Genomic DNA, 14,487 nt, shown 5'->3' on the forward strand with positions numbered 1-14,487 from the left:
GGGACTGGCCGCCTGAGAAAATATTTATCAATCTTGAAGTTTTATGCAGCGGCGGCCTGGAACGGATACGGCACATTTCTGAGGAGGATAATTAATTGAGTAAAGAATATATGATTCCGGCCTGCTCCGGGATAAAAATTGATGTCAGGGAAGGTCAAACGATAACAGTGATTGACATTGAGGGCGGCCAGGTAGTGGATTTTTTTGCAGAGGTAAAAGACAACGCAGATGAGTTTCTTTCAACCGGAGTAACGATTGACTGCAACGAATCTTTGAAACTGAACATCGGTGATATTATTTATACAAATTTATACCGGCCCATGATAAAAATACTTTCTGATGATGTTGGGGAACATGATTTGCTCCATCCATGCTGCAGACCGGAGATGTATGATTTTTTCTATCATAATGGAAAAGGACACCCTAACTGCCTGGATAATATAAATAAGGCACTTGAAGAACAACGCGCCATTATCACACCGGTCAATTTGTTCATGCACACGAGAATTAACACCGACGGCAGTATTTCCGTGGAAAGACCGGTTTCCAAAGCGGGTGACAAGATTGTGCTGGAAGCGCGGATGGATATCAGGTTAGGGATTGCCGCCTGCAGTGTTTCTGAAAGCAAGTGCAACAGCGGAACATGCACTTCTGTTAAAGTTGTCATCGAGTAAATCAAATCCCGGTCGGTGGAACCGGGAAAACTGGATTTTCAGGGACTCTGAGTAAGCATTTAAAAAATATCGAGGAACCGTAAGATGGGTAAAATATTGTTAGTAGAAGATAATCAAAATGCAGTAAAAAGGATCGCCGGGTATATCGGTAACATATCCCCCGAACTCAAAGTGATTTCTTTTTCTGAAGCCGGTGAGGCGCTGCGGTATGCCAGGGAAAACGAAGTTTCACTTTTTATTTTGGATATCCAGTTGGAGGATTATAAGGGAACACATCTGGCGAAGCAGATCCGTGAACTGCCGGAATATAAATATACGCCAATCATATTTGAAACAGCGCTGGCCGGGGAAGAACTTTCCGCTTACCGCGATGTGAAGTGTTACAGCTTCCTTATAAAACCGTTTGGCGAGGAAGAATTTACAGAGGCATTTTGTGATGCGATGGGTCTGTCTGAGCAGATAAACCGTCAGGGAAAGACAATCCGGATTGAGCAAAAACAGTTTATTCTGGAATATACAGCGGCGGAAATCGTATACATTGAAGCTTTTGGCAAGAAACTGGCCATCCATACTAATAATCGTATGTCAGGTATGAAGGAAGACACTATTTCCGGCTATACATTGGCCGGAATGCTGGAGCTGCTTCAGGGCGCTTCTTTTGTGCAGTGCCATAAAAGCTACCTTGTGAATACGGCTCATATCGACAGAATCGACAAGAGCGGAAGAAAAATTTTCTTAAAAGGAGTTATGGATGCCATCCCCGTTGGAAATAAGTATCAGTCCGTGCTGTGGGGGGAGTCATGAATCCTGTATTCTATTTTGTGCTGGCGGGTTTAGACGCCGGAGCGCTGGCAGTTTGCTGCGAAGCAGTTTTTCAAAAAAGGCCGGAGGTAAAGGCAAAAGACCTTCTGCTTTTTCCCGTTTTACTGGTTCTGTGTATTGTACCGCGGATGAATTTTATTGCAGATGAAGGAGTAAGCGCCACGTTTTCGATACATGGGTTTGAAATAGTTCCGGTCAACAGTATCGTCGGTTTGCTGTTCCTGCTCTTTTCCGTACTGCTGCTCAACAGTATATTTTTCAGAGGAAGAGACAACGGTGATATTCTTAGTGGGACAATGGCAGTGTTTTCTCTTTATCTTTTGGTCCGCTGTCTGTGTGTTGCCGGGGCGGCTGTGTGCGGTGTTTCGGGCGCCTCTTTGTCCCTTGGAAGCCGCGCGCTGACCTTGCTCCTGATTCTATTGCCGCTTTACACGCCTTTTTATGGTCAGGTTCAGCATCTGATCCAAACAGGGGGAATCGCGGTCTGGATTATATCGTCGGATATTGCATTTCTGCTGATGGCTGCGCTTACGGCTCTTTCTTTTCAGGCGGAGCAATTTCTTTCTCATTTATGGTTGATTACAGTCTTTTTGCTGGCGATTCTGCTGCTGAACAGCATCCTGCTGTTTTGGCACCGGCGCAGAATACAGGAGCGGAAACGAATTCATATGATTGAACAGTATGTCCCCATCGTGGAGGAACTGATCCTGCAGGTCAGGGCAAGACAGCATGAGTTCCAGAACCGTATTTTGGCGATTGAGGCTGCTGTGGCTTCCGCTGATACGTTGGAGGAGGCGCAAAGAGAGGTGACGGCCCTGACGGACGGTGTTGCCATCAACTCCAATGACCGGGAACTGCTCTCGTGTGACAGCAAGATCATAGCCGGAATGCTGTTTGGGAAAATAAAGCAGGCCGAAGCGGCGGGGATTCATATAGAATTGCAGTTACACGGCCTTTTTAAGAAAACTGCGGCACCGGAAACGGAATGGATTGAGGTAATCGGGATTTTACTGGATAATGCAATCGAGGCTTCACCCAAAGGAAGCGTAATTTATGTTACAGGCAGAAAAAGCGGTGCGTATCTGGAACTGCTTGTTTCCAATCCGTTCCCGGCCATGTCGAATACAGAGTTTATGGCTCTGTTCCGGAAAGGGTTTACAACCAAGGGCAGCCGGGAGGGGCACGGTTTTGGTTTGTATAATATACTGCGTATCACAGAGCGGTTTCACGGAAAGATCCTGACGCGCAATGAACAGGTTTCGGGAGAGAACTATGTTGTCTTCGGCGTCCTTCTTCCATGATAAAAAGGTATGAACGAGGGTTTTAAGGGAATAAATAACATTTTGTTCCCTTAAAACCCTCTCTTATTTCCAGACGGTTGAAGCACGGGCAGAACTCCGATATACTGTGAAAAAAAGAAAGGAATGAGAGATATGCTTGAGTTAATAAGAAGTGAGTTCAAAAAAGTTTTCCTGCAGGTGCTCCTCACAACCGTTGTGTTAACTATTATCATGTGTGTTCTGACCGGAGTACTCTACCAAAACTATACCTTACACTATGATTTGGAGGCATGGGAGGTGGGAACCGGGGTATTCTCCCTTCTTTATCCGCTGGTTGTAGTGATTCCTCTTTGCTGGAATCTGTATTATGAACGCAAGAATAATTTTCTTCTGTACATCGCGCCCAGGGTGCCGGTTAAAAAATATTTGACGGCGAAATGGACTGCTTATGCTCTGGGGGCATTTTGTATCATGGCGGTTCCCTATGTGCTGTGCGCGGTGTACGCAGTATATGTAAAAGCACCTGTGATTCCGCCGGAAACAAACACCTTTTCACATGTTTTCCAGAATTTGTTCGTTGAGTCTCCTATGCTCTATGCGGTTATTCTGTCCTGTTGGAGAGGGGGAATCGGGATTTTGGTAATGACTTTTGGCTTTACACTTGCCATGTACTGTAAAAATATATTTGTAATACTCACCGGGCCGTTTATGTATACGATTTTGGAAAATTTTATTATGTCAATTTTGAATATGGCGGAATATCGGTTAGTTGTTGCCTTCGACCCAACCTGTGTCAGTGACCGCGTGGTGACGGTTCTTTCGTTTTTTACAGGTCCGGTTCTGCTGCTTTGCGTCATTGGAGTGACGGCGTTCTTTTTTGCAAAAATCAGGAAAAATGCCGTGGTGTCCGTTTAAAGAGGCTGTTATGGAGGCGCTTACCAAAAAAAATCTCCGTTTATGGGGAGCCGGAAAAGCACTGGCCTTGTTTGCCGGATGCCTGCTCTTTTCCAGCGGCGGCCGATACACTGGTGGAATTTATTACGAACAGCATATTTTATCGGCAGTATCGGATCACTACTATCTTACTTACTTTATGCTTCCTGTTTTACTGCTGAGCTGTTTTTCCTTTTTGGAGGACGATGAAGAAACCGTGATCCTGCGTTTTCAAAGCTATCATGCTTATTTTTTACGAAAATGGCTGGGAACCGGGGCGGGCGCCTTTTCACTGTGCGCCGTTCAAAGTGCGGCGGTTCTTCTGTCCGGCATGGGGCTTCCAATGGGAAACCGGTGGGAACTCCCTGCGGGAGCGACGGCGGCAGAACTGTTTTCCGTGCTGCGGCAGTATTTTTCCACTCCGGTTCAGGCATTTGCGACGTTTACTCTTTATCAGTTTTGCGGAAGTTTGATTATATTTGGGATCTGCATGTGGCTTGGACATTTCTGCGGCCGGAAATGGTCGGTCCGGCTGCTGCTTGCTCTTTATCTGTTTTCAGCTTTTTGGATAAAACTTCCTTCTATTCAGGACCTGCCGCTGACCGGGTTCAATCATCTGCTGATCCTGCACCACAATTTAGGCTCACACGGCCGTTTTGCGGTTACGGGTTTTACTTTATTAATATTTGTTATAATCATTGCCGTAACGGTCCGATTTGGATGGAAGGGACGGATTTCCCTTCCGCAGTGGCGTATTTCTGGCATTGGCGTCTATTATATCCGTGAACTGGCTGCGGGACGGAATCTCCTGATTCTCAGTACCGTCGTTTTGGCCACGGCCCTTTACAGAGGAGTTGGACTCCGGCTTACAGAGACTGGACCGGATTGGATTTATTCCCTGTTTGCCGGGCACGGGACAGGTTATTTCCGGGTCTTTCCATTTCTTGAAATGATGATTATGGTCGATGCGCCTCTCTATCTTCTGGCGTTTTTCGTGGAACAGACGGTAAGTGGACAATCTCTTTTTATTTCTCTGCGCGCGGTAAGCCGCAGGAAATTGATGCGGGGAATTCTGTCGGCCGGCACAATATTTCTCGCTGTCTACGCGCTTCTGTGGTTAACAGCGAGTGCTTTTACAATATGCGTCTTTGGATACGGAGCCGGGGAGATGGTATGGAGCCTGCTTCTGTATGCCGTTTTCATGCGTTTTCTTGATACTATGGTGCAGTATCTTGTCATGATGTGTATTTATGTTTTCTCTAAGCAGATCACAATCGGTTTTCTTGCGCTGATTGCAGGAAATCTGCTTTGCATGATACCTCAGCCATGGGTATCTTATCTGCCGTTTGGTTTATCTGGCCTGACGCGGATTGCGGAATTGAATTCCGGCGTGGGAATTCCGGCCGCCGCAGCTTTTGGATTGGAGTTATCTCTTGCCATACTGATGCTTGTGTACTTGTTACTGTTTGGCTGTAAAAAAATACTGTATTAGAGCGTGTTTGAAAATTCATTTCCGCCATCTGCACGCCCCACTTCGCGGCATATTTTGCCCCGATTCAGTCAGCGTAGCCCACTACGCCTCCTTCATCGGGGTAAAATCTCCCACAAAGTGTGACGTACATTTGACGGAAAGCAATTTTAAAACACGCTCAAGGAGGAAATGATATGAGTTCGTATCTCGAAATAAGAAATGTATCAAAACGATTCGGGCATAGAAAGGTTTTAGAAGAGGTATCGTTATCCGTGGAACGCGGAACGACGGTCGGCCTCGTCGGTGCCAACGGCAGCGGCAAATCGGTACTGTTTAAAATACTCTGCGGCTTTGAGAAACCCGATCAGGGCAGCGTCTACGTGCGCGGGAAGCAACTCGGTAAGAATGGCCGGGATTTTCCGGAAAATATAGGCGTGTTTATTAATTCACCAGGCTTTATCGGCATTTACAGTGGTTTTCAGAATCTTAAATTCCTGGCGGATATTCAGGGAAAGATTGGCGAAGAAGAAATTGAAGAGGCCATGGGCAAGGTTGGCCTTGACCCGGGAGATAAAACGAAAGTCGAGCATTACTCCCTCGGAATGAAGCAGAAATTAGGGCTTGCACAGGCCATCATGGAAGGCCAGGATATTCTGGTCCTGGATGAGCCGTTCAATGCCCTGGATTATAAAACGTATGAGGATGTTAAGACGATCATCCGTATGCTGAAAGCGGAGGATAAGACAATTTTTCTGACTTCACATCATTACAAAGATATCGAGCAGCTGTGCGATCAGGTATATTTTATTGAGGAGGGACGGCTGGCTCCGATTACCGGGGAAATAGCAGAGCATTATCGGGAGCTGGGGTAAAAACGGAGGAATAATATTTTGAAGTTATGATAGTTTTCGGATAGTTATGATATGAAATGAGTCGTTTGACATTTCCCTGCGCTGATATGAGAATGAAAAGAGCAGAAGCATGTATTAGAAAAACTTTGGTGGAAAAAGTCAGCCCGTCAAAGTGAAAGGATGGAAAAGGCAGGGGAACTGGGATGGCAGATATAAAAGCAGAAAATTTGTTGTCAATCTGGCGCCGAGAGAAATGTTCGGTGTCATATCACACGGGATGCTGTGGGATATAGGTTATGAGGACGGAATGACCCCGGTTCTGGCGATGCCGGAAAAACCTGTGCCAAACGGAACAAGAGTCGGGTAACATATGGGGAAGCCAGCCCTCCGGCTACCCTGCTATGCAGGTGTGGATGTGGAATATGAGCGGCTTTCGAAGCCGGGGGTGCAGGTTTCAACGGGAGCACGGGCGAAAGGTAAGTGGAAGTTGCAAGGGGATGGACATAAAAAACGTCCATCCCCTTTTTAAACCCACAAATCATTGCATTACAACTTAAAAGCAGCTTATCGTTCCGGTTGTCTTCCAAGCAAGAGACGTCTAATGAACATCATGGAGGTGATATCGGCGGAATTATTTTTGATTGTAGTTTATTATATTCCTGTACAATCCTGATTCGATCGTCAAGCCTGAATTTCTATGATATAATTTCAATATATATGAAATGTAAATGATTTTTTTCAAGTTATAACCGGTTAATCATTTATATAGAATTTAATTGAATCTTTTTACGGCTAATTCAGGAGCATGTGAATCTTTGACCGGGACAGACCAGGTCCGTAGCCACAATCTTTAGGACCCGATTTAAAATGGGGAGGACTGAAATGGCTGTGTACAGGAGATAAAGTATGGCGGGATATAATTTTTACGATATTTTTCAACCAATGGAATTTCAAACGTTTGCTCGTGATATGGTACAAAAACGGGTGGGAATTACGTTTGAGACCTTTGCCGGCGGACCGGATCAGGGGATAGATGGAAGATGTGTCCTGAAGGATGGAAGTGTAATCATTCTCCAGGTTAAATGGGGGCGCATTACCAGTGGAACGATATTAAAGATCGCTAAAGCAGAAAAAGTAAAACTGGACAGGCTGGCTGAGCAGGGAGTCAGGATCTGCCGTTATATTCTGGTGCTTTCCGGTGATATTGGGGTGAAGAAAAAGACACAGGTTATGGAGCTGTTTTCACCATATATCATAAGTCCGGAAGATATAATAACCGGAGCGGATTTGAATAATGACTTGAGTAGTGGAGACGTGAAATACCGGGCTGTTGAAGAAAAATATCCTAAGCTTTGGATACAAAACGCGAACGTTTTAAGACGTACACTTCATGAAGTGGTACATAGCCCGTTGTTGGAACGTTCCAGGATAAATCTTGAGGAGGCCATCGAAAAAGCAAAATTTTTTGTAGAGACAGACGTTTATGAGGAGGCAATCAGAAAGCTGGAGCGCAGCCGCACCTTAATTATATCAGGGGAGCCGGGGGTGGGGAAAACAACCCTGGCGAATCAGGCGGCGCTGTATTACTATACAAAATTTAAATTTCAATCCTTTATTTATGCGTCATCGGTGGATGATTTGTATATTGCAGAGAGTACCGATTCGAAAAAGGTGATTGTCTTTGATGATTTTTTGGGGGATACCGGTTTTGATGCTTTGGGAAATGGAAAAAGAACAAAAGATCTGATTTCCTTTATCGAACATATTCAAAAGAGAAAAGACTGCATTCTGATTATAACTACCCGGGAATATATTTTGGAACAGGGACTGAAGAAGAATGAGGAATTCAGGAGGCTGGTAAAGAATTATAAACTTGATTGCCGTGTAGAGCAGTATTCCAATCAGGATAAACTGAGAATCTATTACGGCCATTTAAAGAATGCATCCTTGACATGGTCTCAGGTGAAACGGCTCAGCGGTGCCGGTTCTGAAATTATAAAGTCACCTAATTACAATCCGCGGGTGATTGAAACGTTTGTTGGGATGATCTCTCCGGATATGACGCCTGATGACTGTGTGGAGCAGTTCTTTCGATATCTGAACTGCCCAACGGATTTCTGGAAGAAAATATTTGAAGAGTTGTCCCAGGAGGCGAAAGTCCTATATCTCCTGATGGCAATTATGCCGCTTCCAGTGGAGTGGATGATTCTGGAAAAATGTTATTTGGAAGTGCTTAAGGCATACGACAAATTCTTAGAGTGGAAGGGATTTGCCGAAGTTATCGTGGAACTGGAAAAGACGGTCATCCGGACCGATTTATATAATCAGGAGTACGGAGTACTTTATGCAATTACGTTTCAAAATCCATCCGTCAAGGACTTTATTCAGGATATAATCAGGGAAAATTTAGAAAAATATGGACCTGTTTTGTTGCAGAGCTGCATTTACTATACTCAGTGCATTGAATTCCTAAACCTTTTGAAGGGGATGAAAAATGCAGATATCTGGTATCATGAGGTGATGAACAAATCAATTATGCTGTTGGATTCTGCTTCTATCATTTTCTATGACAGATATAAGAAGATTTTACAGCATAATAAAGAGATGAATCATTATTTTCAAACATTCAGAACGGAACAGACAGGAACGGAGCAGAGTTTTGGCCGTTGGCTGCAATTATTTATGCTGTATGACAGGGAAAAGTGTTCGATGCTGAAGCCCTGGTTTGAAGAGCACTTTTTTTCGTTTGTCCAGAACGTGGAGCAGTATCCGGAGTCCGTTCTTAGCGAAGATTTGGAGCTTTTTTCTGATGTTGCCGTTCAGATGATAGAAATGGGAATCTGCAGGGATAAAGAGTGGCTGATCGATATTTACATGAATAGCCTGATGCAAAACAGGATGGAGCTGGAGGGTGGTGCGTTTGAGCGGAGCTGCAGACATGAATGGGAGCGGTATATTGAGATTAACAAAGAGAAAATTTCAGCTTACCTGGAAAAGTTATATGATGCGGAATTGTGCCTGGCGGCGGTTATGAAAGATGAGGAGGAATTTTCTGATTGGGAAATTGAATGTGAGGAGGCATATCATAACTTCGGCTTAGAACTGCCGAATACTTTGCTGGTTAAAATCGAAAAGTATGACCAATGGTTTACGCAGGAAATCGGGAATGACTCTGGGGATGAGAACGACGAGGAGCAAAACGATGAATATCCCAAACGTACTAAGTGGACGGTAAACGAGATTAAGCAGGAGTTCAAGGACGGATACCTGGAGGAAATTCTGCCGACAGAGGTGGATGATTTTGCCGAATGGCTTCGGAACCGAGAGATTCCGGTTCAAATAAAGGATATTATGACAGCCGAAGAGCTTACCTGGAACCAGTACTGGTCCTCCTTTATGGACGAGGAAGAATCACTGGAATTCATAATCGGATTGATTCAGTGGAATGGAAATTTACCGGTGGATATTTCGGTGGCATCGTGTGCGGTTGTGCGGTATATTGCGGAACAATGTGAAGCGCCGAACGAAGTATTGGAAAATTTCTTAACACAAATGGCTTTATCCGGTAATGAAGAAGGGATTTTTTCACAGAGTGAGCTGGAACAGCTGTTTCCGGAATTCATGCTGTGGGATGACAAGGTGATGCAGCAAATGGAGAAAATTCATGTTTTAGTGCATCGCCAAAAGTGGTATTATCTTTCGAACCGTATTCCTGCGCTTAGTTTCCATATTGAACATCTGCGCACTTTGCCGCCCGAGAGGTTGGGAACGTATTTTTATTATCTGTTTCTGGAGGAAGAAGAGGCGCTGGAATCAGTCTCAACAAAGCCGGAAGATTTAACGGAACTGATTGAAACGGGAAAACGGTGGTTAAAATCTTTTCAACAGGAGAGAGAATTTATTTCCCTGCTCTATCAGTTGAAGCAGGATGTGTTTATACGCCGGGTGATGGTTCCGCTGGCTAAAATAATGCATGATAAATTGTATGCAAATACAGAGGAAGAGATTGTCGCGAACCTGGTAGAATTGTTTGAAATAGAAAATACATTTGCGATGGATGGAACCTGGACCGGAGGTTCTGTAAGCTTTGAAACGTATTTTTTGATAGCAGAGATAATCTTTGATGCAGATTTTATCAAAGTTTTTCCAGACGAACTGACGGAGGAACAAATGAGGATTTTGTCGGATATTGCCGACATGGGTGAAGGGGAATGGAAAATCAGCGTAATACGATTGAGGGAGAAAGGGCTGTTAAGGTACTTTGGAATATATGATAAAATGCTTACGATCTGGAACGATATATGTAAATTGATTGCGGAGGAGATCAGTGATGGACGGGAAAATGGGGCAGGTGACGGGAGAAAGAAGTAAGAGCGAAATACTGAAAGAACGTCTGCTGTATGCAGTAGGAAAATACTCTGACTACAGTAGGTATAAAGAGTGTCTCGATAATTTGGAAGAAGAGTATGACGAAACCCTGGAACTATATAATTTCGATATTTGGTTTAATATTTCCGAGGGAACAATACGGGATAAGGCATCAGAGATGCTGCGGGTTACGTCTGAGCTTTTCGAAGATCTTAAGAATAATGCAGCCCGGGAACTTTTTTATGTGATGCGTGAGATTAGTGAAACGGACAAGGGGAGCCAGGAAGAAATTTGTGGGGTTGTGATCCCAAAGGAATTGTTTACGGAAGCTGAGTTTTTCGGGATGTTGTCTGAGCTGACAGAATATGAGTATTGTCAGAATGAGGCACTGGAGGCATATTTGCAGGTACTGAAGGAGTGGACGGAGAAATCAGACGGAATGGATGGGGCGGGGAAACACACAGGATAAAAACAGGAAGGAAAGCAGCGGTGATGCTGTGATATAAGAAAGACCGGCGGCCCATGAGGGGAGCCGGTCTTCTTATATCACAGTAAATTACTCCTATGAAATGATAAGCCCGCAGAGAGGAATATCATAAATATCCCCAAAACTCAAATTCTGTGGTATAATCAAAACTCAATGTATAGAAAGAGCAAGCAAATCTAAAAGAACAAGCCAATCCAGAGAACAAACCAATCCCAAAAGAGATTTGTTTTTATATCACAAAAGTTAATAGGAGAGAATATGCAATTTAAAGAACTGAATATCATGCCGTCAATCATAAAGGCATTAGAAAATGAAAACTACGAAATCCCCACCCCAATCCAGGAAGAGGCCATTCCGGTTGTACTAAGCGGGAAGGATTTGCTCGGCTGCGCGCAGACAGGCACTGGAAAGACGGCGGCGTTTGCCATTCCAACGCTTCAAATACTCAGTGAGGAAAAAATACCGCGTTGGGAGAAACAAAAAATCCGGGCTCTGGTCGTCACGCCCACCAGAGAGCTTGCCATACAGATCTATGAGAGCTTCAATACTTACGGAAAGTTTCTGGATTTAAAAACCTGCGTGGTATTTGGCGGTGTGTCTCAAAAACCGCAGGAGACGAGTTTGAGACAGGGAGTCGATATACTGGTGGCGACACCGGGAAGATTATTAGATCTCATGGATCAGAAGATTGTAAATATCGAGCACATTAAAATTCTTGTGCTGGACGAAGCCGACCGCATGCTGGACATGGGATTTATTCACGATATCAAAAAAATCCTGGCCAAAACCCCAGTCAATAAGCAGACGCTGTTCTTCTCGGCCACAATGCCGCCGGACATTGCGAAGCTGGCGGGAAAAATTCTGAAATCACCGGTGAAGATCGAGGTAACTCCCGCATCCACGACTGTGGATTCGATTGACCAATATTTGTACTTTGTGGACAAAGGCAATAAAAAAGATTTACTTTTGCATATACTAAAGAATGAAAAAATCGATTCGACCCTGGTGTTTACGAGGACCAAACACGGAGCCGACCGCATCGTAAAACAGTTGTCGAGAAGCAAAGTGGTAGCCCAGGCAATCCACGGCGATAAATCACAGGGAGCGCGGCAGAAGGCATTAAACGATTTTAAAAATAAAAGGTTACAGGTGCTCATAGCAACCGATATTGCGGCGAGGGGCATTGATATTGATGAACTGTCCCATGTGATCAATTACGATCTGCCGGACGTGCCGGAGACCTATGTACACCGCATCGGCCGAACCGGCAGGGCAGGCCTCGGAGGCGTTGCCATTTCTTTCTGCGACTTTGATGAAAAAGAACAGCTTGCCGATATCGAAAAATTAATCGGTAAGAAGTTAACGGAAGTAAAAGAACATCCGTATCCTCTGGTAAACAATTTTCCTGCAGTAAAGGCAGTTCAGCCAAAGAGAGGAGCCAGGGCAGCATCCCAGGAACCGTCCTCAAAAGGGTCGCGGAAACTATCCCAGGAACCGTCCAAAAAAAACTCGCGGAAACCATCCGCAGCGGCTCCGGCACCGGGAAACCAGACGGCAAAGAAAAAACAGCGGACGACGGAGGACAGGCCGCAGGCCAGAATGCAGGACAAGCCGCAAAACAGGCCGCAAAGCAGCAGAAAACCAAAAGAAAAAAGGAACCAGAACCAACTTCAAAAATAACCCCACAGGAGGCAGCCATGATCAGGGTCCGGGATTTATCCTACTCATATCCGCAGAAGGATTTATATAAGAAAGTTTCGTTTACAATAGAGGATGATGTGCACTGTGCCTTAATCGGCACCAACGGCACGGGCAAAAGCACGCTGCTCGATTTGCTGATGCATCGGGACGAGTATCTGTACGATGGGAAAATAGAAGTCGGCACAGACCGGATTGGATATGTCAGCCAGTTTTCGCAGTTAGATCCCAAAGAAGACGTGACGGTATTTCAGTATATCAGCGAAGCGTTTGTAAAGCATGAACAGAAAATCGCTGATTTATGCAGCGAAATAGAGACGGCAAAAGAGCTGGATCGGATTTTTGAGGCGTATCAGAAAGAACTGGACGAATGGAATGCGATTGACGGAGATTTCTACGAAAGCAATATTAAGAAGCAGTTAAAGCTTGCCGGTTTACAGAAGTTGGAGGAACAGAAAATAAACAGTCTGAGCGGCGGGGAATTTAAGCTGGTTCAGGTAATCAAGGAGATGATGCTGAGCCCGAAGTTCCTGATTATGGATGAGCCGGATGTATTTCTCGATTTTCAGCATCTGAATTCCCTGAGAAACCTGATTAATGCCCACAAAGGCACGCTACTTGTCATCACACATAACCGGTATCTGTTAAATCATTGTTTCAATCAGATACTCCATATGGAAAATATGGATATCCAGGAGTTTGACGGAACTTATACGGAATACAACTACGAACTTCTCTCTACGAAAATCGCGTTGGAAGAGGCGGCGGCAGCCGATCAGGCGGAGATTGACCGTCAGAGTAAAATCCTGGCCAAATCCAGGGCCAGGGCGTCGGAATTCGACAATGCATCCCTTGGCAGAGCCGTCCATGCAAGACAGACGCTGGTGGACCGTTTAAAGGAAAGAAAGACAAAGGCTCCTTTCGTGGACATTAAACAGCCCGAGATTCATTTTGAGACGGGAGGAGAAATAACGGACGAATACATTCTCGAATTGACGGACTACAGCGTCTCGTTCGATGAACAGCTTCTGGAACATGTGGATTTTCAAATGAGGCCAGGGGAGCATGTGGCGATTGTAGGCGGCAATGGAACCGGCAAAACCACACTCCTCTGTGACATCTTTGAAAACAGGAAAGAATCCGTCCGGATAAGCGAAGAGGCGAAAACCGCTATGTTTTCACAGGTTACGGGCTTAGGGTATGATAATTCTAAAACACTTTTGGAGATTATGGCTGAGAAAGGGTTTAAAGCCCCAGACGACGTCCTGGAGTATCTGAAAAAATTTGGTTTCGAAGGCGATACGCTCCATCAGAAAGTGGGCGGGTTATCGGGTGGTGAAAAAGACCTGTTTCAGTTGGCGGCGCTCGCATTAGGCAAAGCAGACCTTCTGCTGATGGACGAGCCGACGGGGCACCTCGATATCTATGCCCAGATTGCGTTAGAGCAGGCAATTGCGGAATATAAAGGCGCGGTCCTCATGGTCTCCCATGACTATTATACGGTCGCAAACTGTGTGGATTATGTGCTCTTAGTGGAACATAATACTCTGCGTAGGATGAGCAGCCGCAGATTCCGACAGATGGTTTACGCCAATTACTTTGATAAAGATTACCTGCTGCTGGAGCAAAAGAAGAAAGAGCTGGAAACCAGGATTCAGCAGCTGCTTCGGGCAAATGAATTCGAAAAAGCGAAGGATTTGATGGAGCCGCTGGAAGAATGCATCAAAAAGATGAAACCGTTAATGGCGTAACAGGGAAATAACCTGGGGAACACAGTTGAGAGAACAGAAACGGTAACGGACCGGTATAATTTACAACGAAAAGGGAGAACCTAACAGGGAAAAATAACTCCCATTTATCCAAAGAGGATATATTTGTACCTACAAATGTATCCTCTTTTTTC

At 44.9% G+C, this 14,487-nt stretch carries 9 protein-coding genes and 2 pseudogenes; 10 read left to right on the forward strand and 1 reads right to left on the reverse strand.

Annotated features, from left to right (window positions below; translation table 11 throughout):
• The first annotated feature begins 95 nt into the window (after positions 1-95).
• The 4 genes from V3C10_07380 (at position 96) to V3C10_07395 (ending at position 3,691) form a co-directional block, all read left to right on the forward strand.
• A complete protein-coding gene (locus V3C10_07380; GenBank protein ID WVP63617.1) occupies positions 96-674 on the forward strand; it encodes an urea carboxylase-associated family protein in 579 nt (192 codons plus the stop codon).
• 84 nt (positions 675-758) lie between these two features.
• A complete protein-coding gene (locus tag V3C10_07385; protein ID WVP63618.1) occupies positions 759-1,478 on the forward strand; it encodes a LytTR family DNA-binding domain-containing protein in 720 nt (239 codons plus the stop codon).
• On the forward strand, positions 1,475-2,797 hold the full coding sequence (locus V3C10_07390; GenBank protein ID WVP63619.1) for an ATP-binding protein: 1,323 nt from the start codon (positions 1,475-1,477) through the stop codon (positions 2,795-2,797). The genes V3C10_07385 and V3C10_07390 overlap by 4 nt, the downstream gene beginning before the upstream one ends.
• 132 nt (positions 2,798-2,929) lie before the next feature.
• Entirely contained in the window at positions 2,930-3,691 is a 762-nt protein-coding gene (locus V3C10_07395; GenBank protein WVP63620.1) for a hypothetical protein, read from the forward strand.
• A 1,286-nt stretch (positions 3,692-4,977) separates the two neighbouring features.
• Here the strand turns inward: V3C10_07395 and V3C10_07400 are convergent.
• A pseudogene (locus V3C10_07400) lies at positions 4,978-5,292 on the reverse strand (DUF6783 domain-containing protein).
• On the opposite strand from V3C10_07400, the pseudogene V3C10_07405 reads away from it, so the two are divergent.
• From V3C10_07405 to V3C10_07430, 6 genes and pseudogenes are all read left to right on the forward strand, one after another.
• A pseudogene (locus tag V3C10_07405) lies at positions 5,269-5,373 on the forward strand (DUF6783 domain-containing protein). The pseudogenes V3C10_07400 and V3C10_07405 sit on opposite strands and share 24 nt — an antisense overlap.
• Position 5,374: 1 nt before the next feature.
• Entirely contained in the window at positions 5,375-6,052 is a 678-nt protein-coding gene (locus V3C10_07410) for an ATP-binding cassette domain-containing protein (protein ID WVP63621.1), read from the forward strand.
• Positions 6,053-6,937: 885 nt separating this feature from the next.
• Complete coding sequence (locus V3C10_07415) at positions 6,938-10,402, forward strand: hypothetical protein (protein WVP63622.1); 3,465 nt, start codon at positions 6,938-6,940, stop codon at positions 10,400-10,402.
• The gene (locus tag V3C10_07420) at positions 10,362-10,868 is read left to right on the forward strand and encodes a hypothetical protein (GenBank protein ID WVP63623.1); all 507 of its coding nucleotides are present in this window, start codon (positions 10,362-10,364) and stop codon (positions 10,866-10,868) included. Before V3C10_07415 ends, V3C10_07420 begins: the two co-directional genes overlap by 41 nt.
• Before the next feature lie 276 nt (positions 10,869-11,144).
• A complete protein-coding gene (locus V3C10_07425; GenBank protein WVP63624.1) occupies positions 11,145-12,566 on the forward strand; it encodes a DEAD/DEAH box helicase in 1,422 nt (473 codons plus the stop codon).
• A gap of 17 nt (positions 12,567-12,583) precedes the next feature.
• The gene (locus V3C10_07430) at positions 12,584-14,335 is read left to right on the forward strand and encodes an ATP-binding cassette domain-containing protein (GenBank protein WVP63625.1); all 1,752 of its coding nucleotides are present in this window, start codon (positions 12,584-12,586) and stop codon (positions 14,333-14,335) included.
• The last annotated feature ends 152 nt before the right edge of the window (positions 14,336-14,487 follow it).

Source organism: [Clostridium] symbiosum, from assembly GCA_036419695.1.
In the GTDB taxonomy this organism is placed as follows: Bacteria; Bacillota; Clostridia; order Lachnospirales; family Lachnospiraceae; genus Otoolea; species Otoolea symbiosa_A.